The sequence below is a fragment of the Idiomarina loihiensis L2TR genome, from assembly GCF_000008465.1.
Lineage (GTDB): Bacteria > Pseudomonadota > Gammaproteobacteria > Enterobacterales > Alteromonadaceae > Idiomarina > Idiomarina loihiensis.
The window spans coordinates 615,688-637,517 of the sequence record NC_006512.1 but is presented as its reverse complement, the minus strand read 5'-3'; the positions used below and the strand labels follow the sequence as shown (position 1 = coordinate 637,517).

The 21,830-nt window shown below is 48.6% G+C and carries 12 protein-coding genes; 4 read left to right on the top strand and 8 right to left on the bottom strand.

The genetic code is table 11. The annotated features are described in order from the left end of the window. Nucleotides 1–65 precede the first annotated feature (65 nt). Nucleotides 66–3,953 (bottom strand): phosphoribosylformylglycinamidine synthase, encoded by a 3,888-nt coding sequence (gene purL, locus IL_RS02995; protein ID WP_011233847.1) that lies wholly within the window; start codon nt 3,951–3,953, stop codon nt 66–68. Nucleotides 3,954–4,051: 98 nt separating this feature from the next. Continuing rightward, nucleotides 4,052–4,189 carry a hypothetical protein gene (locus IL_RS13735; protein WP_155826283.1) on the bottom strand — a complete coding sequence of 46 codons (138 nt, stop codon included), beginning with the start codon at nt 4,187–4,189 and terminating at the stop codon, nt 4,052–4,054. A gap of 150 nt (nt 4,190–4,339) precedes the next feature. On the opposite strand from IL_RS13735, the gene IL_RS02990 reads away from it, so the two are divergent. Then, nucleotides 4,340–4,837: a transcriptional activator RfaH gene (locus tag IL_RS02990; protein ID WP_011233846.1), complete on the top strand. Its 498-nt coding sequence runs from the start codon at nt 4,340–4,342 to the stop codon at nt 4,835–4,837. Nucleotides 4,838–4,900: 63 nt separating this feature from the next. Here the strand turns inward: IL_RS02990 and IL_RS02985 are convergent, their stop codons facing one another. Continuing rightward, entirely contained in the window at nt 4,901–7,477 is a 2,577-nt protein-coding gene (locus IL_RS02985) for a zinc-dependent metalloprotease family protein (RefSeq protein WP_011233845.1), read from the bottom strand. Nucleotides 7,478–7,597: 120 nt separating this feature from the next. On the opposite strand from IL_RS02985, the gene IL_RS02980 reads away from it, so the two are divergent. Beyond that, complete coding sequence (locus IL_RS02980) at nt 7,598–8,629, top strand: IS110 family transposase (RefSeq protein WP_011233734.1); 1,032 nt, start codon at nt 7,598–7,600, stop codon at nt 8,627–8,629. Nucleotides 8,630–8,954: 325 nt separating this feature from the next. Here the strand turns inward: IL_RS02980 and mltF are convergent, their stop codons facing one another. Together mltF and IL_RS02970 are read right to left on the bottom strand one after the other, a co-directional pair. Beyond that, the gene (gene mltF, locus IL_RS02975) at nt 8,955–10,322 is read right to left on the bottom strand and encodes a membrane-bound lytic murein transglycosylase MltF (protein ID WP_011233844.1); all 1,368 of its coding nucleotides are present in this window, start codon (nt 10,320–10,322) and stop codon (nt 8,955–8,957) included. Between the two features lies 1 nt (nt 10,323). Next, nucleotides 10,324–11,607, bottom strand: a complete 1,284-nt coding sequence (locus tag IL_RS02970; RefSeq protein ID WP_011233843.1) for an amidohydrolase — start codon at nt 11,605–11,607, stop codon at nt 10,324–10,326. A gap of 70 nt (nt 11,608–11,677) precedes the next feature. Between IL_RS02970 and tadA the strand changes: the two genes are divergently transcribed. Beyond that, complete coding sequence (gene tadA / locus IL_RS02965; protein WP_081423214.1) at nt 11,678–12,151, top strand: tRNA adenosine(34) deaminase TadA; 474 nt, start codon at nt 11,678–11,680, stop codon at nt 12,149–12,151. Here tadA and IL_RS02960 read toward each other — a convergent pair. The 3 genes from IL_RS02960 to IL_RS02950 all read right to left on the bottom strand — a co-directional run bounded on the left by IL_RS02960 (nt 12,144) and on the right by IL_RS02950 (nt 20,140). Continuing rightward, nucleotides 12,144–13,613 (bottom strand): Na+/H+ antiporter NhaC family protein, encoded by a 1,470-nt coding sequence (locus IL_RS02960; RefSeq protein ID WP_016341278.1) that lies wholly within the window; start codon nt 13,611–13,613, stop codon nt 12,144–12,146. The genes tadA and IL_RS02960 overlap by 8 nt on opposite strands. 14 nt (nt 13,614–13,627) lie before the next feature. Further along, nucleotides 13,628–16,825 carry a TonB-dependent receptor gene (locus tag IL_RS02955; RefSeq protein ID WP_011233840.1) on the bottom strand — a complete coding sequence of 1,066 codons (3,198 nt, stop codon included), beginning with the start codon at nt 16,823–16,825 and terminating at the stop codon, nt 13,628–13,630. A gap of 153 nt (nt 16,826–16,978) precedes the next feature. Further along, a complete protein-coding gene (locus tag IL_RS02950; protein WP_011233839.1) occupies nt 16,979–20,140 on the bottom strand; it encodes a TonB-dependent receptor in 3,162 nt (1,053 codons plus the stop codon). A gap of 391 nt (nt 20,141–20,531) precedes the next feature. Here IL_RS02950 and IL_RS02945 point away from each other — a divergent pair, with 391 nt between their 5' ends. Then, nucleotides 20,532–21,740, top strand: a complete 1,209-nt coding sequence (locus tag IL_RS02945) for an endonuclease/exonuclease/phosphatase family protein (RefSeq protein ID WP_011233838.1) — start codon at nt 20,532–20,534, stop codon at nt 21,738–21,740. Nucleotides 21,741–21,830: the final 90 nt, after the last annotated feature.

Genomic DNA, 21,830 nt, shown 5'->3' with positions numbered 1-21,830 from the left:
GCCATGGATGGCCTTCGTCAAGCCTTCAGGGATGAACTCGTAGCGTCTCCGTAAGCGCCGCCCAGCTAACCGAGGTGCTTACGGGCGTTGCGGAACATGCGCATCCATGGGCTGTCTTCGCCCCATTCGTCCGGATGCCAGCTGTTGGCTACGGTACGGAACACACGCTCAGGGTGTGGCATCATTGCAGTCACACGACCATCGTCACTGGTCACTGCGGTAATGCCTTTGGGTGAACCATTCGGGTTGGCCGGGTACTGCTCCGCCACTTCGCCCCAGTTATCAATGTAACGCAGAGCCACCTGACTATTTTGCTCCAGCTGCGATTGCTGCTGAGGGTTAGCAAATTCAGCACGGCCTTCGCCGTGAGACACGGCAATTGGCATACGCGAACCCGCCATGTCACCTAGGAAAATCGACTTAGACTCCTGCACTTCCACCAGGCTAAAGCGCGCTTCAAAACGCTCACTGCGGTTGGTTACAAAACGCGGCCAATGCTCGGTTCCCGGAATTAACTGCTTCAGTGTCGACAGCATCTGACAGCCATTACACACACCCAGAGCCAACGTATCGTTGCGCTTAAAGAAAGCTTCAAACTGCTCGCGCGCACGGTCGTTGAATAAAATCGATTTAGCCCAGCCCTCACCGGCACCTAAAACGTCACCGTAAGAGAAGCCACCACAAGCCGCCAGTGCCTGCATGTCTTCCAGCGAGACACGACCCGCCAGAATATCGCTCATATGAACATCAACAGCTTCAAAACCAGCACGGTCAAAGGCGGCTGCCATTTCATAATGCGAATTCACACCCTGCTCACGCAGAATCGCCACTTTCGGCGCAACACCTTTAGCAATATAAGGCGCAGCAATATCCTCAGAAGGATCAAAAGTTAAGTCGGCCAGTAAACCCGGGTTATCGGCACGTTGTTTCAGACGGAATTCTTCGTCAGCACACACTGGGTTGTCACGCAGGCGCTGCATGTGGTGCGTCGTTTCTGCCCATACCGTACGCCAGTGCGTACGGCTCTGGGCTAATACATTCTGTTCGTCACGGGTAAAGACAATGGCATCTTCATGCGTTGGCTCACCAATGCGTTTCACACAGTCGCCCAAACCAGCGGTTTTATAGGCGTCCATGACTTTTTGGTACTGCTCGTCACTAACCTGAATAACAGCACCCAGCTCTTCGTTGAACAGAGTCGCTAAGTTATCCTCGCCTAATTCGTCCAGTGCCACTTTAGCACCACAGTTACCGGCAAAGGCCATTTCCGCAACAGTAGTGAATAAACCACCGTCCGAACGGTCGTGGTAGGCCAGTAAACGCCCTTCGGTCACCAATTGCTGTGTGGTGTTAAAGAAGGCTTTAAAGGTTTCAGTGTCGTCTAAGTCTGGCGTGTGTTGCCCCAGTTGCTGGTACACCTGCGCCAGTGCAGAGCCGCCTAAACGGTTCTGGCCTTTACCTAAATCAATCAGCACCAGATGCGACTGACCTTTGTCGGTGCGCAACTGCGGTGTCAACGTCGAGCGAATGTCATTCACCCTGCCAAACGCCGTAATAACCAGACTCATTGGCGCGGTCACAGCTTTGTCTTCGCCGTCTTGCTGCCACTGAGTTTTCATCGACATCGAATCTTTACCTACCGGAATAGTAATACCCAGTTCAGGACACAGCTCTTCACCGACGGCTTTAACGGCCTCATACAGACCTGCGTCTTCACCCGGATGACCAGCTGCGCACATCCAGTTGGCGGATAATTTAATGCGTTTCAAATCGCCAATGTCCGCAGCGGCAATATTAGTCAAAGACTCTGCTACTGCCATGCGGGCCGAAGCACCAAAGTTCAGTAACGCCAGCGGTGTGCGCTCACCCATAGCCATCGCTTCACCGTGGTAGCTATCATAACTGGACGCGGTTACCGCAACGTCCGCCACCGGTATCTGCCACGGACCCACCATCTGGTCACGGGCAACCAGGCCTGTCACACTGCGATCACCAATGGTAATTAAGAAGGTTTTCTCAGCAATGGCCGGTAAGCGCAATAAACGGTCAGCGGCGTCATTCAAATCAGCGGCTTCCAGGTGTAGTGGCGTACCCTCAGTCTGTAAGCGAGCCACGTCGCGGTGCATCTTCGGCGGCTTGCCTAACAGCACGTCCAACGACAAATCAATTGGCTGATTCGAGAACTTGGCGTCGTTCAGTAAAATAGTAAGCTCTTCAGTCGCTTCACCAATAACCGCGTACTCCGCACGCTCGCGCTCACACAAGGCTTCAAAACGCGCCAGGTTTTCCGGTGCAATGGCAATAACGTAACGTTCCTGCGACTCGTTGCACCAAATTTCCAGCGGTGTCATACCCGGTTCATCGTTTGGTATTTCGCGCAGTTCAAAGCGACCACCACGACCACCATCACTAACCAGTTCCGGCATCGCATTCGACAGGCCACCAGCGCCTACGTCGTGAATAAAGGCAATAGGGTTATCGGCACCTAGCTGCCAGCAGCGGTCAATCACTTCCTGACAACGGCGTTCCATTTCCGGGTTTTCGCGTTGCACTGAAGCAAAATCTAAATCTTCGGTCGACTCGCCCGACGCCATAGACGATGCTGCGCCGCCACCTAACCCAATGTTCATAGCCGGGCCACCTAGTACAACTAGCTTAGCGCCAACCGGAATATCACCTTTTTGTACATGGGCTTCACGAATATTACCCAAACCACCGGCAATCATAATTGGCTTATGGTAACCGCGAGTCTCGCGTCCATTGTGGCTGTCGACCGTTTGTTCGTAGGTACGGAAATAACCGGTCAGCGCCGGACGACCAAATTCATTATTAAAGGCGGCACCGCCTAATGGGCCTTCCAGCATAATATCCAGTGCCGAAACAATACGCGCTGGTTTGCCGTAGTTCTCTTCCCACGGCTGCTTAAAGCCCGGAATGTTCAGGTTAGAAACGCTGAAGCCCACCAGGCCAGCTTTAGGTTTAGAACCAACACCCGTAGCGCCTTCATCGCGAATTTCGCCGCCGGAGCCGGTTGCCGCACCCGGGTAAGGAGAAATAGCGGTTGGGTGGTTATGAGTTTCCACTTTCATCAGAATATGCACCGGCTCGTGGCTGTAGCCATAGCTCATGCTGTCCGGTTGAGGATAGAAACGTCCGGCTTCATGGCCTTCCATAACGGCCGCGTTGTCTTTGTAGGCCGACAATACGTAGTCAGGTGTGGTTTCAAAGGTGTTTTTAATCATTTTGAACAGCGACTTAGGCTGTTCCGCGCCGTCTATGGTCCAGTCGGCGTTAAAAATCTTGTGACGACAGTGCTCAGAGTTTGCCTGGGCAAACATATAAAGCTCAATGTCGTTAGGGTTACGATCCAGCTTGCGGAAATTTTCTACCAGATAATCAATTTCGTCATCGGCCAGAGCCAGACCTAAGCTGATATTGGCCTGTGCCAATGCTTCACGGCCGCCTGCCAGAATGTCCACCGAAGACAAAGGCTGCGGTTCCTGCGAGCGGAATAGCTGCTGCGCGTCGTTCATATCGTACAATACACTTTCGGTCATACGATCATGCAACAGTAACGCCGCTTGCTTCAGCTCTTCAGCCGACAAGTCGCCCTGCAAATAGAAAGCCACGCCACGCTCAACACGATGAATACTTTTCAAGCCACAGTTGTGGGCAATGTCAGTGGCCTTTGAAGCCCAAGGGGAAATAGTACCAATGCGGGGAGTAACCAATACCAGAGCACCTTGAGGCTCGTGTGCCGGCATTTCAGGGCCGTACTTCAGTAATTGAACCAGTACGGAACGGTGTTCGTCGCTCAGTTCATTATGCAAATCAACAAAGTGCTGATACTCGGCATAAAGCTCTTTGACAGGAATTCCTGCCTGTTTCAGTTGTTCAAGTTGCTTCGTTGTTTTGAAGGCTGATAAGGCAGGTGCACCGCGGTAGATTTCCACAAGCAAGGTCTCCAAAGCTGGGCGATTTTTGCTGGCAGATTATACAGTAGCCTGACATTTATGTCAGGTGGAATATCGAACCTGACGTGAACATCAGGCTACTCGACTTTGGCTGTACCTTCGCGGTTCACTATGCGAAACCACTTTTCGCGTCTATCGATGATACGTTGTCTGCGCTTACGGATAACAGCGCGGCGGCGGGAATTATTTTCACGTCTGAGGCGGTTGGCTCGCATAGACTTTGGCCTTTATTGCGTTGAAGTGCATAATTAGCTTACCGTGCCATACCCATTTTTTGCAACGACTTTATGCTAGCTTACCAGCCTAATTTGCGTAACTTTGGCTAATGTGGAAAGATCAGCGGCCGACGCACAAAAGGACCTGTTATGAATGAGCTCGAATCTGACGTTTGGTACATAGTACGAACCAAGCCTAAGCAGGAAGAACGCGCCATACTGAATCTGGAGAACCAGGGGTTCGGTGTTTTCGCGCCCGAGTTAACCGTAAAAAAGGTTCGTCGGGGTGTGCGTACCTCAGTCGTTGAGCGTATGTTTCCGGGCTATGTGTTCGTAAAACCCGATGACATTATTGAACAGTTCTACAAACTTCGTAGTACTTATGGTGTCGCTGGTGTTCTGCGTTTTGGCGACAACATTCCGAAGGTTCCACAACGCTGGATTGACCAAATGCGAGGGGTTGACCAACTGACCGATGAACAGGCACCTCAAATAGGCGACACGGTCGAAATTCAGCAAGGCCCTTTCCGTGGATTCCTTGCTAAAATTGTTAAGCTGGACGGTGAATCACGCTGTTTCGTTATGCTGGAATGGATGCAAAAAGAAGTCAAAGCCAACTTCAGCTACAAGGAACTTCAATTTCAGTAGCCTGACATTTATGTCAGGAACAATATTTCACCTGACATAAATGTCAGGCTACATCAACGAATGTCAGGCTACGCGTTTGCGTAGCCCCATAGCCACAAGCCCCAGCACCACCAGCCAACCTGCATGGCCGCCGCTACTGCCAGAGTCAGCTGCGGCAACGGTGAAGCGAGCGGTCGCCGACTGCGTATTACCCTCGGTATCATTTACATTTAACCGGTACTGGTAAGTTCCCGCCGCAAGTTGCCCCAACGAGGCACTGAATGCGCCATCATTAAAACTAAAACCCGTTACTTCCTCTTCGCTACTCTCCATTACCCTGAACAACCGCAAGCTATCCGGGTCAAGATTCAAGTCAGCATCAGTCACTGTTGCCGCAAGGCGAACCGTTTGCCCTACCGTGGTGCCAGTTGCTGTAAAACCAACTATGGTCGGCGCAATAGCCCGGGGTTCAACCGTTAACGCAACTCTCAGGCTGTCACTGCCGTCGCTGAAGTCTATTCTCAGTATGGCAGTCTGCTCCGAATCCACAATACCGGCAATTCCTTCTATAACGAAGCGTCGCTCACCATCAACAGCACCGCTCACCTCGTTAAAGCTAAAGTCACGGACAAGGTCATCGTCTAAATTAACTACTGAAACAGCCACATCGTTACTGACGTTAAACAGGCTCAGCTGAGTATCCAGCACCTCCAGTTCGCCAACCGTATCACCCGAACTTAAAAAAGCCTGCGGACGCGAGCCAACCATACTAGAAGGGTCATTCCACAGTCCGCTGGAAATATTAAAATCGTTAAAAGCGGTATTCACCACTTTTAAACGCAAGTGGAACGGATTAAAAATAGTGTCTTTATCCAGGCTTGCCGCAATCTCTTCAATATCGGTCTTTAAAGTTACCGTCATCATACGTGTGTTGCCACTACCGCTGACAACCCAGTCAAACCATTGTCCGGCAGTTGCTATACCCACGTCCTGACTCACCGAAGTGCCACTAGCGGTTGTCGGAACAGCCATCTGTAATGACTGGTTACTGGTATCGGCATCCGATAGCTCAATAGTAAAGCTGGCCTGATCTCCGGCTTCCACCAAGCCCATCACATTGCTATTCAGTAACAGGTAATTTGCATTAGTATTCGAGAAGTTACCACTAAAGCTACTATTGCTGACAAAACGCCAGCGAACAGCACCGTTGGTCAGTTCCTCTATCGCGATAATGCAGATATCGGTTGAGCCGTTGGGTATGCCGCCTAAAGCAACCGAGTTCACACTAAAGCTTTGCAAGTCCAAAAGAGCTTCACGACTTACAGACTCATACTGTTCGCAGCGCCCACCGGCTAATGCATAGCGGTCGGCATTAGCAACCGCCGGCCAACTTAAAGTTAGCTCGGAATTGCCGGAGCGACTGGCTGCCATAGCATTCACATTAGTGCGTGACGCATTATTAGCCCAAACCACCGTGCTGCGCTGAGCCGCCGTACTGGCATCAGCCGCATCAATTTGAGACTCAGCTTTACCCATTGGCAGTCCAGAGTCACTATCTACTATATCGGGGCTGGAGTAGACAGCTTCATCCCGACAGACGGCACCGCTACCAAATTCACTCCGACAGACACTGCCGTATGACATGGTCGTGTAAAAAAGTCCGCTATCTTCAATAAAGCCGTAAGGAATATGGTAATCCTTCTGATCACCGCCACCGCCACTCGCATTGTCGGCCAAGGTATAGCGGTCATGATTGAGTCCGAAGTTATGCCCAACCTCGTGCGCAACAGTTCCCGTGCCCGTACAGGATAATGCAGTATAACCTGCACCCGCGGCGCCGCTCACCCTATTCACTAAGTTGTCACTGACATTAAAGTCGGTAGCAACAAAAGCCAGGCCGCAAACAGTGGGGTTTTCAGCGCCAATAAAATGGACGACATCGGCCTGATAGCGATCCATCAACCGGCGAACCCGCTGATCATCAACCAGTTCATCAATAATCGCGTTAGGGTCTTCTGTCGGAAAGCTAGTGGTAGATGCCGGATTGAAAAAACTAACACCGGCCACAGACATTTCAACGGGTAATTGTGAACGTTCAAAAATAGAGTTACTTGTGCTCACGGCGGCTTCAATGCGTAAAGCTAAATCGTAACCTTTATCATCGGCATAGCCCAATAAGCGTTCGTCGTACAGAAATAACACGTCAACGTTGTTATCGAACTGAGTCACCAGGGAGGTTATTTGAGCGTTGTTGGCTTTCGTCAGTGCCGCTTTACGCGGAGCAGGAGCTAGCTGAAGCTGTTTTTCCAGTTGTTGTGGTTCTGTCCGACTCTTAGGTTTTAACGGCTCCGATGGTGTTCGGTTTCTTTGATTAATATAGGTTTTACCGTTTACGCGACGAATTTCCACTTCCCCCACATCGGGATGCGTAATGGAAATAAGCTGGTTATCGCCACGCTTATGCAAAAAACCTAAATGCTGAGTGTCACCATAGCGGTCTTCAAAAGTGAGTCGATAACTGTTTCCCGACGACAAAGGCTCGGCCAGAGTCGCTTCAATAACCTGATTGTTTACGGATAGTTCAATTTTGTCGCCAAGGCTTTGTGCTAAGGCAAATACCGGAGCTAAAGCCATTAGCACTGCGGCGACTGTCTTTTTCATTTTAAACACCTAATTTTATCATTTTCGTAGCCTGATGAGATGGTCCCCTCCCTCCTAAGCGGCATCGCAATGTGCCAATATAGAGGTTCAAGCTTCTATAGAACAGAGTGGAGAGGACCAATGGCTATTGTAAACAGAATTGCCCTGGATTTGGCAAAGGATTTTATTCAGGTTTTGGCGCTGGATGAAAATGAGCAGGAAGTTTTTAATAAAAAACTGCGCAGCAATAAAGTGTTAGCGAAGCTGGCGACGCTGAGCCGTACGGATGACTGTGAAGTAGCGGTTGAGTCCTGCGGCATGAGTCATTACTGGCGCCGCGAATGTGAAAAGCTGGGTTATAAAACGGTGGCGTTGCCACCGCGTTTCGTCAAAGCGTACCTGCAGGGTGAGAAGAACGATGCGAATGACGCCCGGGCAATAGCCGAGGCGGCATCACGACCCAACCGTCAGACGGTCAGGCTGAAAAGCATTGAGCAGCAGGACTTAGCATTGATGGTCAATCAGCGGGAAGGCTTCGTGCAGACGAGAACGCAGTTCTCGAATAGGTTGCGGGGGCAACTGGCCGAATACGGCATTCTTTTACCGAAGCGAGTCGGTACGATATTACAGAGAGTACCGGAGGTACTGGAAGACGACAGCAATGCGCTGACGCTTCAGTCACGGGACCTCATCAACCGGCTCTATCAGATGCTGCGAGCGGTGGATGAAGAAGTTAAAGCGCTGGATAAGCACTTAGCGACACAGGCCGAAAGGAATGAAGACAGTCAGCGGCTGATGACCCTGCCGGGTATCGGACCGATAACAGCGACCTCGCTGCTGGCACTGATAGGTGATGTGAGTGAATTTAAACGCGGCCGCAACCTGTCGGAATACCTGGGACTGGTACCACGGCAAAACAGCAGTGGCGGTAAAGACCGTTTAGGCGGTATTACCAAAAAAGGGAACACCAAACTCAGGACACTGCTGGTGCATGGCGCCCGCTCGGCACTGCGGGTGGCACAACAGCGCCACGACAGGCTGAGCCTCTGGGCACAGGATGTCGCTAAACGCAGAGGCAACAACGTTGCAGCGGTGGCACTGGCTAACAAGCACGCCCGGATAATCTGGGCGATGTTAAAGAATAAAGAAGATTACCGGATGACTGCTGCTTAACAGCATTCAGTAAAAGAGCACAGCGAAGGTTCATTCCTTCCGGGAGTTGCAAACGTCAACAGGATGGTAAAATAGGGTAAACCGACGACAACTGAGACTGTTGAACGTCCGTACATAAAGTACGTTAGCCTGATAAGCCAGTTGTCGTGCGGAGTTCATCCAGGCCAGGTGCGCAAAGCGCGCACCATAAACAGGCCGTATATATGCGAGCGCCCCGACATTTACCACGAGTTGCCGTTGCAAAACGGGAGGGGACCATATATGACGTTTACGTCAGGAATCAGCATCTCACCTGACATAAATGCCAGGCTACGTCGCGGGACGGCTACAGCCGCCCTTGCTCATCTAAATATTTCAATGTGTCGTAAAAGCGGCGGATGTTACCAACATAGGTCACGGGTTCATCGCCTCGAGCAAAACCATAGCGGGTATGTCGGTAAAACTGCTTTTGTCTCAGCAGCGGCAAGCGTTTCTTCACATCCACCCAACGGTCCGGGTTACCACCCTGACGCTCCGTTATTATTCGCGCGTCCTCTAAATGCCCGAATCCTATATTATACGCAGCTATCGCAAACCAGGTTCTGTCCGGTTGAGGAATTCTTGCCGGCACCCTATTCAACATACGCTCCAGATAACGTGCACCGCCGCGAATACTTTGTTCGGCATTCAAGCGGCTTTTAACGCCCATAGCTTTCGCTGTAGGCAAAGTCAGCATCATCATGCCGCGCACACCTGTAGGAGACACTGCTCGCGGATTCCACAACGACTCCTGATAGGAAATAGCAGCCAGTAACCGCCAGTCAAGCGAGCCCGAATGTTCTTTAAAGGTTTCAATATAACCGGGTAAAACTTGCTCTACCGCTTCAATAAATAAGCTGGTAGTGACATAGTTAAATTGTTTTACATGACCAAAGTGCTGCTCTTTAATATGGGCTAAACGCCCACTGGAACGAATCTCACCAAAATATTCAATAACGGCGGCAAACAAAGAGTCATCTTTACCCTGCGGTAAAGCCCAGGCAATGTCTTGATCATGCTTTACCGTAAAAGCCACACTTAAATCAGGATGAAACCGCCGTTGAATATCTAATGCAGTACTGTCGGTAATGGTGTAATCGACCTCGCCGCTAATCACCATCTGTAGCAATTCAACCGCATCATGGTCCCGGGTCGCGCGCCACTTTAAAGTAGGAATACTATCGCCCAGACTTTTTAAAAACTCATGGTGCGAACTGCCTTCTACTACAACAATTTCACCATCAGTAATTTGCTGTAAGTCACGCGGGCGCTGCCGTGAACCTTGTTTGAAAACCACTTTCTGGCTAATAATGTCGTAAGGCGGGCTAAAACGGAACAGCTGAGCACGCGTCGATGTCCGGTCAAGACCCGCCGCAACAATATCAACTTCACCGCGGCGCAGCATGGTAAACAAGTCATTCACGTCAAAGCGCGGCACCATTTCCAGCTCAACCCCTAAGCGATCAGCAAAGCGTTTCGCCAAGTCGTACTCGAAGCCCTGCTCCCGGTCATGGTCAAAATAATAACTGGTTGGGTTTATCAATGTTCCCACCCGCAATACCTGGCGTTCCTGAACTACGGACATGGCATCGGGGCGGGTTTGAGGACTGCAGGCCGTTATTACACTAGCGGCCAGCAGTAAAATAGCAAACAGCGATACTGCAGACTTCGGCATATTAGAGAGATTCCAGAGCCCAATTCACATAAAGTTCCGTACCGGTTTTCAGTGCGTCTTCGTCGGCATAGAAGTGTGGCGAATGGTTGCTTGGTTCATTAGCCATATCACGCTCTGGTGGGGTAACCCCCAAAAATACAAACATACCCGGCACTTCCAGCGCATAATACGAGAAGTCTTCAGCACCTGTCACTAACGGTACTTCCTGCACCTTGTTAGCTCCGGCTACCGCTTTAGTTATTGGCAGCATCTGTTCAACCAGGTCCGCGTCATTACTGGTTACCGGATAGCCTAAATCGACATGAACGTGAGCTTCGGCTCCGTTTGCTTCAGCCGTTTTTTCTGCCGTTAACTTTAATTTCTCGTGAATATCCGAGCGAATGTCCATGTCAAAATTGCGGATAGTACCAATTAAGGTCACTTCGTCCGGAATAATGTTATTACGCACACCACCTTCCACAATACCGAAGGATAAAACTGCCGGGGCTTTGGTAATATTGGTCTGACGGCTGATAATGGTCTGTGCGTTATTAATAATTTGTGCCGAAGTCACAATAGGGTCAACGCCTGTCCACGGAGCTGAACCATGAGCCTGCTTGCCCTTCACTTTAATCTCAAATCTATCTGCAGAAGCCATCAGAGGGCCTTTCCGATAACCAACATGACCTGTTGGAAAACCTGCCCAGACATGAATACCAAAGACTTTTTCTGGTTTGTTATCAGCAAAAAGCCCTTCTTCCAGCATCAATGCCGCGCCGCCCTCTTCACCTTCAGGCGCGCCTTCTTCAGCTGGCTGGAAAATAAACATCACGTTACCGGCCAGCTCGTCTTTCATTTCGGCTAATTTCTCTGCTGCACCCATTAACATAGCAACATGAGTATCATGCCCGCAGGCATGCATCACACCCACTTCATTGCCACGATACTCTGATTTCACGGTTGACTTAAAAGGAACATCGGTCTGCTCGGTAACAGGTAAAGCGTCCATATCCGCACGCAAAGCTATAGTTGGGCCTGGCTTACCGCCTTTTAGCATGCCAACGACACCCGTGTGCGCAACACCAGTTTCAACTTCCATGCCCAGAGAACGCAAATGCTCAGCCACCATTTTGGCGGTTTCAAACTCACGGTTACTCAGTTCCGGGTTGGCGTGAATATGGCGACGCCATTCAATGACCTGAGCTTCTAAGTCACTGCTGACTTTTACCGGCGACTGCTGTGCAGCAGCCTGAGCGCTATAGCCAAAGCTACTGGCCAGCATTAAGCTAATAATGAGCTTTTTCATTTGTTCTCTCCTGCATAAGTGCGGATTGTTATTCTGGTACTGGGTAATATCCTGCGCTAAAATCGCCCTCATGACAACCGATGAAATCTACATGCAGCGAGCCTTAGAACTTGCTGAACAAGCGCAAAACGCAGACGAAGTGCCCGTTGGCGCGGTATTGGTCATGGACGATAAAATTGTTGGCGAAGGTTACAATCAGGTTATTTCTTTGTCCGACCCGTCCGCTCATGCCGAAGCACAAGCCATTCGTTCTGCCGGTCAGGCTATCGATAATTATCGGTTGGTCAACGCCACTCTGTACGTCACCCTCGAACCCTGTGCCATGTGTGCCGGTTTAATCACTCATGCACGAGTCAAACGCCTGGTGTTCGGCGCAACCGACCCGCGGACAGGAGCCACCGGCACTGCCATTGAGGTTATTAACCACGCCTCCATGAACCATAAAGTCGATGTAGAAAGCGGTGTTTTAGCAGAAGAATGCGGCGACATTTTACGTCGTTTCTTCCGCGCTCGCCGCAAATCCGCCAAAGCTAACGCTAAATAAGCATACCCGTTATAGCGTAAGCCACAGTCGCTGCAAGCCCGGCTAATAAAGCATAAGGTAATTGCGTACGCACATGGTCTATGTGCTCAACTCCCGACGCCATAGAAGCAATAATAGTGGTATCAGAAATAGGCGACGCATGGTCACCGAATATGCCACCGGAAATCGCCGCTGCTATAAAGGGCGCGGCCGGCAAACCTAACGTCATTGCCAGCGGTATCGCCAGAGGCAGCATAATGGCAAAGGTTCCCCAACTGGAGCCAATAGAAAAACCGGTAATAGCCGACAGCACAAATATCAGCGGTAACAGCATCCACAATGCCACCGAACCATCCAGAGCAGCCGCCAAAAACTCTCCCGTACCTAAGTCGCGGGTTAAGCCACCCAGTGCAATAGACAACCACAAAATGACCGCCAGTGGCAGAATATTCCAGGCACCTTTTAACAGGTACTTACCAATATCGGCTAAACCTGCCGGCTGTGTCATCAGGGTTCCGGCTACAGCAATACCCAGCGCCACATAAATAGCGACAAACACACTTAATGTGCCGTTGCCGTCAACCAATACGCCATTTCCGGTAACCAGCAGAATAATCGGAACCATTACCACCAGCGAAATCAGGCTGGTCATAACCACCGCTGTACCTTTGCCAAAACTGGCCTCATCATCCGGGCCATCGCCCCAGGTATTTTTGGAAACCTGATCGGGCACAGCATTCTTTTCAAAGGCTTTCATGGGCCCTATGTTCCAGTCGAACAACGCCACAAACAGCGCCAGCAATACCGCAAAAATGGCATAGAAGTTAAAGGCAATAGACTGAATAAACACCAGTAATGGTTGCTCAACGCCCTGGTTCGTAATAAGCGTTAAATTAAACGCTCCCCAGGCATTCAGCGGAATTAAGATACAAATAGCAGCACATGTAGAGTCAACAATGTAAGCGAGCTTTTCGCGGGCAATGCCCAGGCGGTCATAAATAGGCCGCGAGGTGGTGCCGGAAATCATAATGGTCACGTTCGATTCAATAAAGACCACAACGCCCAGTATCCAGGTCATTAACCTCGCCCGGCGCTTATTCTCTATCCACTGCTTTTTTTCCAGCTTCAGCACAAACTCTTTAAACGTACCGCCATTTTCCAGCACGCCAAACAACGCACCAATACCCAGAGTAAAAAACCACACCAGCATATTACTGGGGTCGATAAGGGTGTCCCAGGTGCTGTTTAAAGTGCCGTAAGCAATGTTTTCAGGGGCAGGCCAGAACAGCAGTATATTGGCCAGAATAATACCGCCAATAAGCGCCAGCAGAACTTTTCGGGTAACTATGGCAAATACAATTGCCAATAAGGAAGGTAAAAGACTGGTCCAGCTCAGTTCCATTAGGGTGCGTTTGTAAATGTCTGATACTGGGAGGTTAAAACAATAAACCGCCGCGGGCAATACCAGCGGCGGTTTATTCATTCGGCGTCAAACAATTAGAACTTGTATTCTACGCCTATGCGCACAGACCATAGTGAAGGTTCACCCTGGCGTGACTGAACGTTTGATACGTCGCGGAAATTATTGAACTGGTACTGACCCGCGTCATTGATTTCAACGTCAGCAATATTGATAGCACGTGGGAATCGAGCTTCATAAAGCACACCCCAGTCGTCATTCAGCATATTGCCTAAGTTTTCAATAACGAAGAATGCAGAAGCTTTGTGTCCGTCCATAAAGCCTGGTAATTCCTGCTCAACACGCAAGTCCACTTTAGTCCACCATTTGCTGTTGAACTCGTTACGTGGTGCTATGCCACCCGCGTATTTGCTCAAGCCAGACTCTTCAAGAAAGTCAAAGAAAGCGCCTGTTTCAAATGGATTACCGTCACGGTCTGTACCGACGGCAAAGTTTGGATCATCCAGACCAGTTGGTACGTATAACAAACTACGTCCCTGATAAGCTATGTCGCCAAAAGGACCATCGCTCATTGTATAAGAGAACGGACGTCCTTTGTTACGAGTCGCAAACAAGGTCACAGTAGTGTCGTAACCATCAAAGAACTCTTTGGTGTAGTTCGCTTTAAAGGTAAAGCGATGTGGTATCTCATAGTTAGAAGTTGCAACACCAGGGTTCTGAGCGTTAGCCGTTGCCAGGTTAGTGTAGTTAGAGAACGACACTGAACTGGTCATTGGGTTAACGTCTTCCGCTTCGTTATAAGCGTAGCCTAAAGTCCAGTCCAGACCGAAGTCATGAGTTTTACTCAGCGCCAGTGAAACAGTCGTCTGCGAACCTGAGTCGCCATCAACGTTGGTCAACATGAAGTCGTCACCCTGGTCACGTCCGTCAGTAGATAACTCGTCGAAAATTGGACGTCCGTCTGGTGCTGTACCAACCTGCTCCAGACCCAAGTTGTAGATAACAGCAGCGTCTTTCTTATCAGTGTATAAGAAGTCAGCCATCAGAATGTAGTTATCCGGCAAGGTGTAAGTTGCACCTAAAGCATATTTCCACTCTTTTGGTAATTCGAAGTTAGGGTCCATAGTATTGATCGGGCCCTGGCCACTTGCGTTAGCCACCTCGTCATACAGCTCTTGAGGGATATCATAAATTGGACGACCTTCGCCAGTGTGCGGAATATTAAACAATGTGTTACCGCCTAAAAAGTAGTCGCCTGTAAATGCGGCTTCGTACTGAGTCACACCGTTGTTTGAATAGTTGTTTGAAATCCATACGTTCGGGTTTCCGCCAGAATACAAGCCAACACCACCACGAACTTCTAAGTCTGGGTTAACAAACCAGTTGAAACCAAAACGTGGCTGCAATAAATCTTGACCATCCATGTTTTGCTGGTTAGAGAAACCATAGAGCTCCTCGGTCAACGGGTTGTTCACCGGCATGTCATCGCTGGTGTACCAGTCATAACGTAAGCCGTAAGTGAACGTAATGTCCATTGGAGCGTAGTAGTACTCATCCTGAACATAAGCAGTATTTACCGCATAAGCAAATTCAGCGGCAGCGTCTTGCGGATTGTTAGTCCCAGCTGCACTTTCATAGATAACAGTATCGTCATAACTACCATCGTCATTTTGGCTTCCAATTGGCGTGCCAGCATCAAATTCATCTATCGAACTGAATCGATACTCACCCTGTGCTTCCTGAACAAACAGGTTAAACACGTCATATTCTTCGCGCTCAATACCGGCTGAAATCACGTGATCACCAGCTAAGTAGGTACCTTTTAATTTGAAGAAGGTCGTGTCGTACTTCAGCTTGTTCGCGTGACGAGAGTCATCCGCACCTAAGTACACCGTTGCGTCATTAACGCCAATTTGCACTTCACCGAAATCGGTGCCGCCCAACGGGTTAACACGAGCGTCTAATTCAGAGTAACCAATACGCGCTTCAGTCGAGAAGTTATCACTCCAGTCAGAGTATAACTCGCCAACATAAGAAGTGAACTTAGCGCCACGCTCGTAGAAGTGGTTAGAAAACTCTAACTCGTCTGAATCACCATCAGACTCCGCAATAGAATAACCGTCGTTATAGTTGTAAGTTAATGACGCGCGATGTGCATCATTAATATACCAATCTAACTTAGCAAGGAATTTTTCATCTTCAACTGGCAGGCTTGCCGGGAAACCACCAGGATTATAACCGTACTTATCCTGTGCAATTTGAGCGATACGGTCAACGTCAGCCTGGCTTACGCCAACAACTTCTGTCGCCGCACCTGAGCCTTCAGGACCTCGGTCAAAAGTGTCAGAACCTTCCAATTTTTCGTACGCAGTGAAGAAGAATAACTTGTCTTCAATAAACGCACCACCAAGGTTAAAGCCATAACGTTTCTCGCTGAAATCACCAACATTAATGCTGTCGCCTTCCAGCTCGTCGCCTTGCAAAGAGTCGTTAGTGTAGTCATAGAACACGCCACCAAACATTTCGTTGTCGCCAGTTTTGGTAACAGCGTTAATATTACAGGCAGTGAAACCACCGTACTGAACGTCAAACGGAGCAAACTCTACCGCAACCTGCTCAATCGCGTCATAAGAAAATGGCATGCGCTCAGTTGGGTAACCGCTGCTGTTCAAGCCGAAGTTGTCATTCATACGAACGCCATCAACGGTCAGGCTGTTAAAGCGTGGGTTTGCACCACCACACTGAATAGCACCAGAGTTCGTTTCATTAATATAGATACGCGGGTCAATCGACACAACATCACGTAAATCACGATCACTCGCCGGAGCGTTTTGTAAATCCTGAAGATTAAAGTTTGCAGCCGGACTGTTGCTGCCATACAGCGCGTTGCTGGTCATAGAACCAGTAACACTCAAACGTTCCATGTCTTGTTGCGATACAAGCGAGATATTCACATTTTGTGAATCGCCCAGGGTTAGGTAGACATCTTCAACAACCTGAGTACGACCACCCGGGCCTTCTGCTACTATAGTGTATGGCCCGCCAACCGGTAAACCACGTGAAGAGAACGTGCCTTGTTGGTTAGTCGTTAGAGTTTTAGTGCTTCCGGTACGCTCATCACGTAACTGAATAGTTGCATTTGAAACAACCTGTCCGGACTCAGTGGTGACAACACCACGAAGGCTGGATGAGGTTTCCTGAGCAATAGCTGCACCGCTAAGACCCATAGCAATAGCAGCGGCAAGGGCTGTACGCTTGAAAGTGGCATTAAACATAGTGTGTTCTTCCCAGTTTTGTTTTGGTTTTAACTGCAAATAAGGTATAGCTTAATTGTGACATTTTTGTGAATTTTAGTTAAAAAAAAGCCGACCTAGCTATCGCTAAATCGGCTGATTACTCTTAATTAGTTGCTTAGCACTTGTTTATAATTAAAACTTGTACTGAACACCCATTTTGATACGCCAAGTCGACTCTTCAGCTTCAAAAGTATCCCAGTTACGCGTGTCCGCTCCACCATAAGGAGCTCCGTATATGTAACGGCCTTCATCATCTAAACCATTGAAGTCAATAATTGAGTTGTTTGTGTAGTTCATACGTAATGACTTGCCCTTTGAACTGTCAATCAAGTTCAACAAGTTATTAATACTTACGTAGAATACTCCTTTATGACCATCCATCAGACCAGGTAACTCCTGTTGGAACTGGAAGTCCAAGGTATTGACCCATGGTGCACGACGTGCACCTTTCGGAGCAAACCCACCTGCGTACTGAGCTAAATCAACACTTTCAAAAATCGCCATCATGTCATCGTAACTAATAGTGCTCTCAGGGCTAATATTGGCGTCGTTTGCACCCGCTGGGATGTAAGGCAAGTAACTACCCGTTACGAACGTATCCTGGTCTCCAAAGTCATCATCACAGTCGTTATTTCTGCGATTACAATATAGGTTCATAGTGTGACTAAACGGAGTTCCTGAACGGCGCTGGAAGAATAAGTTGAACTTAGACGCATAACCATCGAAGAACTCATGGCTATAACCTAACGCAATTTTCAGAGTATGTTCAGTCTCATAGTCCGCAGTACCAATTAACGGCTGATTACGGTCAACAACAATGTTGTACTCATAGTTAGATGTTGCCGTTGAAGATGTGCCTGGGTTACCCTCATCAATGTTTTGATGCGTATAAGCAGCATATGCATTAAAGCCGTTATCCCACTGTTTGGATAGTGACGCAGTATAAATCCACGCTTTACCATTTTTATCTTCATTCGTTAACTGTAAATCATAATGGCCAATTGGCGCATCAGGATCACATGGTTCGTATATACTAACGCCAGCAGCTGTTTCGCCTGAAACACAACGTGAAATATCCTTCCACTGGCTGTTGTCAGTCATCCACTTGCGCATAACTTCCGCAGTCGCATTAAAGTTATTACCAAGGCCTGGAATATCAAACTGATAATCAACACCTACGCGTGCAATCCAGTCCGATGGAATCTCATAATTTGGATCGATACTATTGGTGTCGCCATCGCCGGCGTACATAGCATTACGCACCGCTTCTGGTACTTCCGTGATATCGACATTGTTCAGATATTCATTTGCCGGAACTTCACCACGATCAAACTGCACCAGCGTGTAGCCATCATTCGAAAATGAGTTAGAAACCCAAACATTAGGACGACCACCTGAGAAACGACCGGCTCCTGCTCGGACAACAAGGTCATCCGCCGCAAACCATTTGAAGTCAACGCGTGGTAAGAAAATATCCAAACCATCAAGGTTTTCCTGATTGCTGTAACCGTAACGCTCAACAAAGTTTTCGTTTAATGTTGGCTTATCACTTGTATTATATCGCTCGTAACGTAACCCCAGACCTAATTCCATAGAGTCATTAAGGTACCAGTTATCTTGCACGTATAAATTCAATTGACCTAAAGAGAAATCAGCAGCTGCGTCGCTCGCATTATTTGTATAGGCATTTTCATAGTAAAAGCTGCTCGCCTCGCGGTTGGCAAAGTCTTCAATTGAAGAGAAACTCCACGAACCAAGTGAGTTACGCACAAAGATATTGAATACGTCAGTTTTGTCGTACTCACCGCCAAACTCAATTTCATGATCGCCTACCAGGTAGTCAAAACGAGCGCCAATCTTAAGGTTATCGGTTTCCAAACTGTTCGCATGACGATTGTAATCCGGACCAAACGACAAGCTAATCTCGCCCTCGGAATCCATGTCGACAGATATATCACCAAACTCTTTAGTCTCAAGCCCCGAAATAGACTCTACAGATTTATAACTAACATAGATTTCACTGGAAAGATCGGCACTCCAGTCAGAAAACCATGAAAGACGATAAAGATCCATATTCTGCTGATAGTCATACCAGTTGGTCGATAACGCCAATGAATCAGGGTTATTTGATTGCCCGCGAACATTATTACCTTCTGTTCTATTGAAGGTAAATGCTAAGCGATGATCATAGTTAATGTTCCAATCTAACTTCACCAACAAGTTTTCATTGGTAGTGTCTTTTAAAGTATTCCAATTACCAATATCAACACCATAGACACCTTGTGCGATGTCTCTTACTTCCTGATATTGCTCCTGAGTAACGTCACTGTCGTTAGCGGCGCCGGCACCGGCAGGGCCAAACTCAATCTGAGCTGGCTCTTTTGACTTCTCGTAGTTAACAAAGAAGAAAACTTTGTCTTTTACGATTGGACCACCTAATGCCAGACTGTATGTATCGCGCTCGAAATCTAATGGCACTTCGTCGCCGGCAGGATTCTCGGGGTCACCAGCCCAAGCATCGCTCATACGCTCGTATGTTAGTGAACCATGAAACTCGTTCGTTCCCGATTTAGTTACCGCATTAATGCGACCACCTGAAAAACCACCTTCGGCAGCATCAAATGGCGCCACGTCAACAGAGACTTGCTCTATCGCATCCAAAGATATAGGTGAGCGCTGGGTTGGATACCCATTGCCGTTCAAACCAAAATCGTCATTCACACCAACGCCGTCAATTGCAATGCTGTTATAACGCGGGTTCGCGCCACCAATACTTAATGGAGACTCAGAACCTGACAGCAAGTTAACGTAAGGGTTTAGTCGCGCAACTTCTTTTAAGTCCCGATTAAAGGTTGGAGTGTTAGCAATATCTTCTTCACCAAAGTAACTGCTGCTACCACTGTTCGCCCCGCCAAGAATTGCCGTCCCGGTCACTTGCAAACGTTCCATATCACTAGACTCTAGTTGAGCATTAATACGGAGAGGTTCGCCTAAAGACAGGTAAACGTCTTCGTAAACTTTCTTGCCTTCGCTGCTTTCAATAACGATGATGTAAGGGCCACCGACACGTAAGCCTGAGTTAGAAAAAGCACCAGATTCGTTTGTCGTCGCAACTGAACGAGTTCCAGTGGGAACGTGAATAATTTCAACGCGTGCGTTTGCAGCAACTTCGCCAGACTCAGTAACAACGTTACCGCGAACGACTGATGAAGTATCTTGTGCAATGGCCGCACCACTAAGGCCAAAAGCAATAGCAGCTGCAACAGCTGTACGCTTGAAAGTAGAGTTAAACATAGTTTTGTTCTTCCCGATTTTGGTTTTGGGTATTTATGCGAAAGTGAGGGTAAATCTTATTTATGACAATTTCGTGAAACTTAAAAAAAATATGAGAAGCAATGGAACTTTTTTGCGAACGCAGAAGAGGAAGTTGGATCGTTCGCTTAGTATTAGATGAGGAGCCACGGCATAACAGCTGATTCATTACCGGGAAACTAATAGCCTGAAAAGTATTCAGTGCGCGGCAAGAGGTCGGAGCTGTATGGGATCGGGCTGATTTCATTACGCTTCTAAGACATTTTTGTGTCAGATATGTGACATATTTTAATCAAATTATTAGCTCTTGCCTAGTCATCCGGGAACCTTTATTCTCACTCACTGTCTTAGGCTGCTCTCAAACGGTTATCCCATGGGCTTTATACGGTTTTTATTAATTTTAACATTCGTTGTTCTTATGATTCCTACTTCTTTTAATGCATTCGCCGGTTCCGGCAAAGGCGAACCAGAAACCATTCGGGTTGCGACTTTTAATGTCAGTATGGACGCATCTAATTACCTGAGCGACAGCGAGCTCCCGCAATTGGACAAATCGCCTGTACCCGAGGTGTTACAGCAGGATCATGAACAAATTCGTGGTATTGCCGAAATACTGCAACGTGTGCGACCTGATATCGTTTTGCTGAACGAGTTTGACTACGTTGATAAAGAAATTGGCGTAAATGTCTTTCAGGAAAAGTACTTGTCGATTCCCCAGAACGGACAAAAGGCAATTGAATACCCCTATACTTATATTGCTCCGGTAAATACAGGGGTGGCCTCACCTTTTGATTTAAACCGCGACGGCACGGCACAAGGTACCGGCATCGACGCCTGGGGGTTTGGCTGGTATCCGGGGCAGTACGGTATGGTTATCTTATCGAAATATCCGTTACTAACGGATAAAGCCCGAACCTTTCAACACTTTTTGTGGAAAGACATGCCCGGCCGCCATATTCCTTACGTGATGAATGAACAGGAACAGCCTACTGACGAGCAATGGTACTCCGACGAAATCATGGCGCAGTACCCGTTAAGCTCGAAATCGCATTGGGACGTCCCCGTGCAAGTGGGCGACAAAGTCATTCATTTATTAGCTGCGCACCCAGTACCTCCAGCGTTCGACGGCCCGGAAAACAGCAACGGCATGCGTAACTACGATGAAATCCGCTTATTAGCTGACTACCTTACACCCGGCAGTGATAACTACCTTTACGATGATAATGGTGTGCGTGGCGGCCTGGGAGCTGACGAGAGCTTTATCGTTATGGGTGACATGAATGCAGAGGCCGGTTCCGGCGGTATTGATGGTGCTATTGAGCAATTACTGCAACACCCGCGGGTAAATGACGTGAAACCCCAAAGCCGTGGCGGTGAACAGCATTCTCCTGACAAACGAGGCTCGCAATATCATACCGCGGCCTGGCGCAAGCGCGTAGACTACGTGTTGCCGTCTAACGACTTAGTCGTAAAAGACGCCGGCGTGTTCTGGCCTGTCGGTGATGAAGCCGGCAGCAGGCTAATGCAAAAGCGCAGCGCCTCTTCCGACCATCGCATGGTCTGGCTGGATATCGTTAAATAGCTCGGCATGGTGGGGTACGTAGCCTGACGTTTACGTCAGGAACGGTATCTCACCTGACATAAATGTCAGGCTACAACGACACACACCACC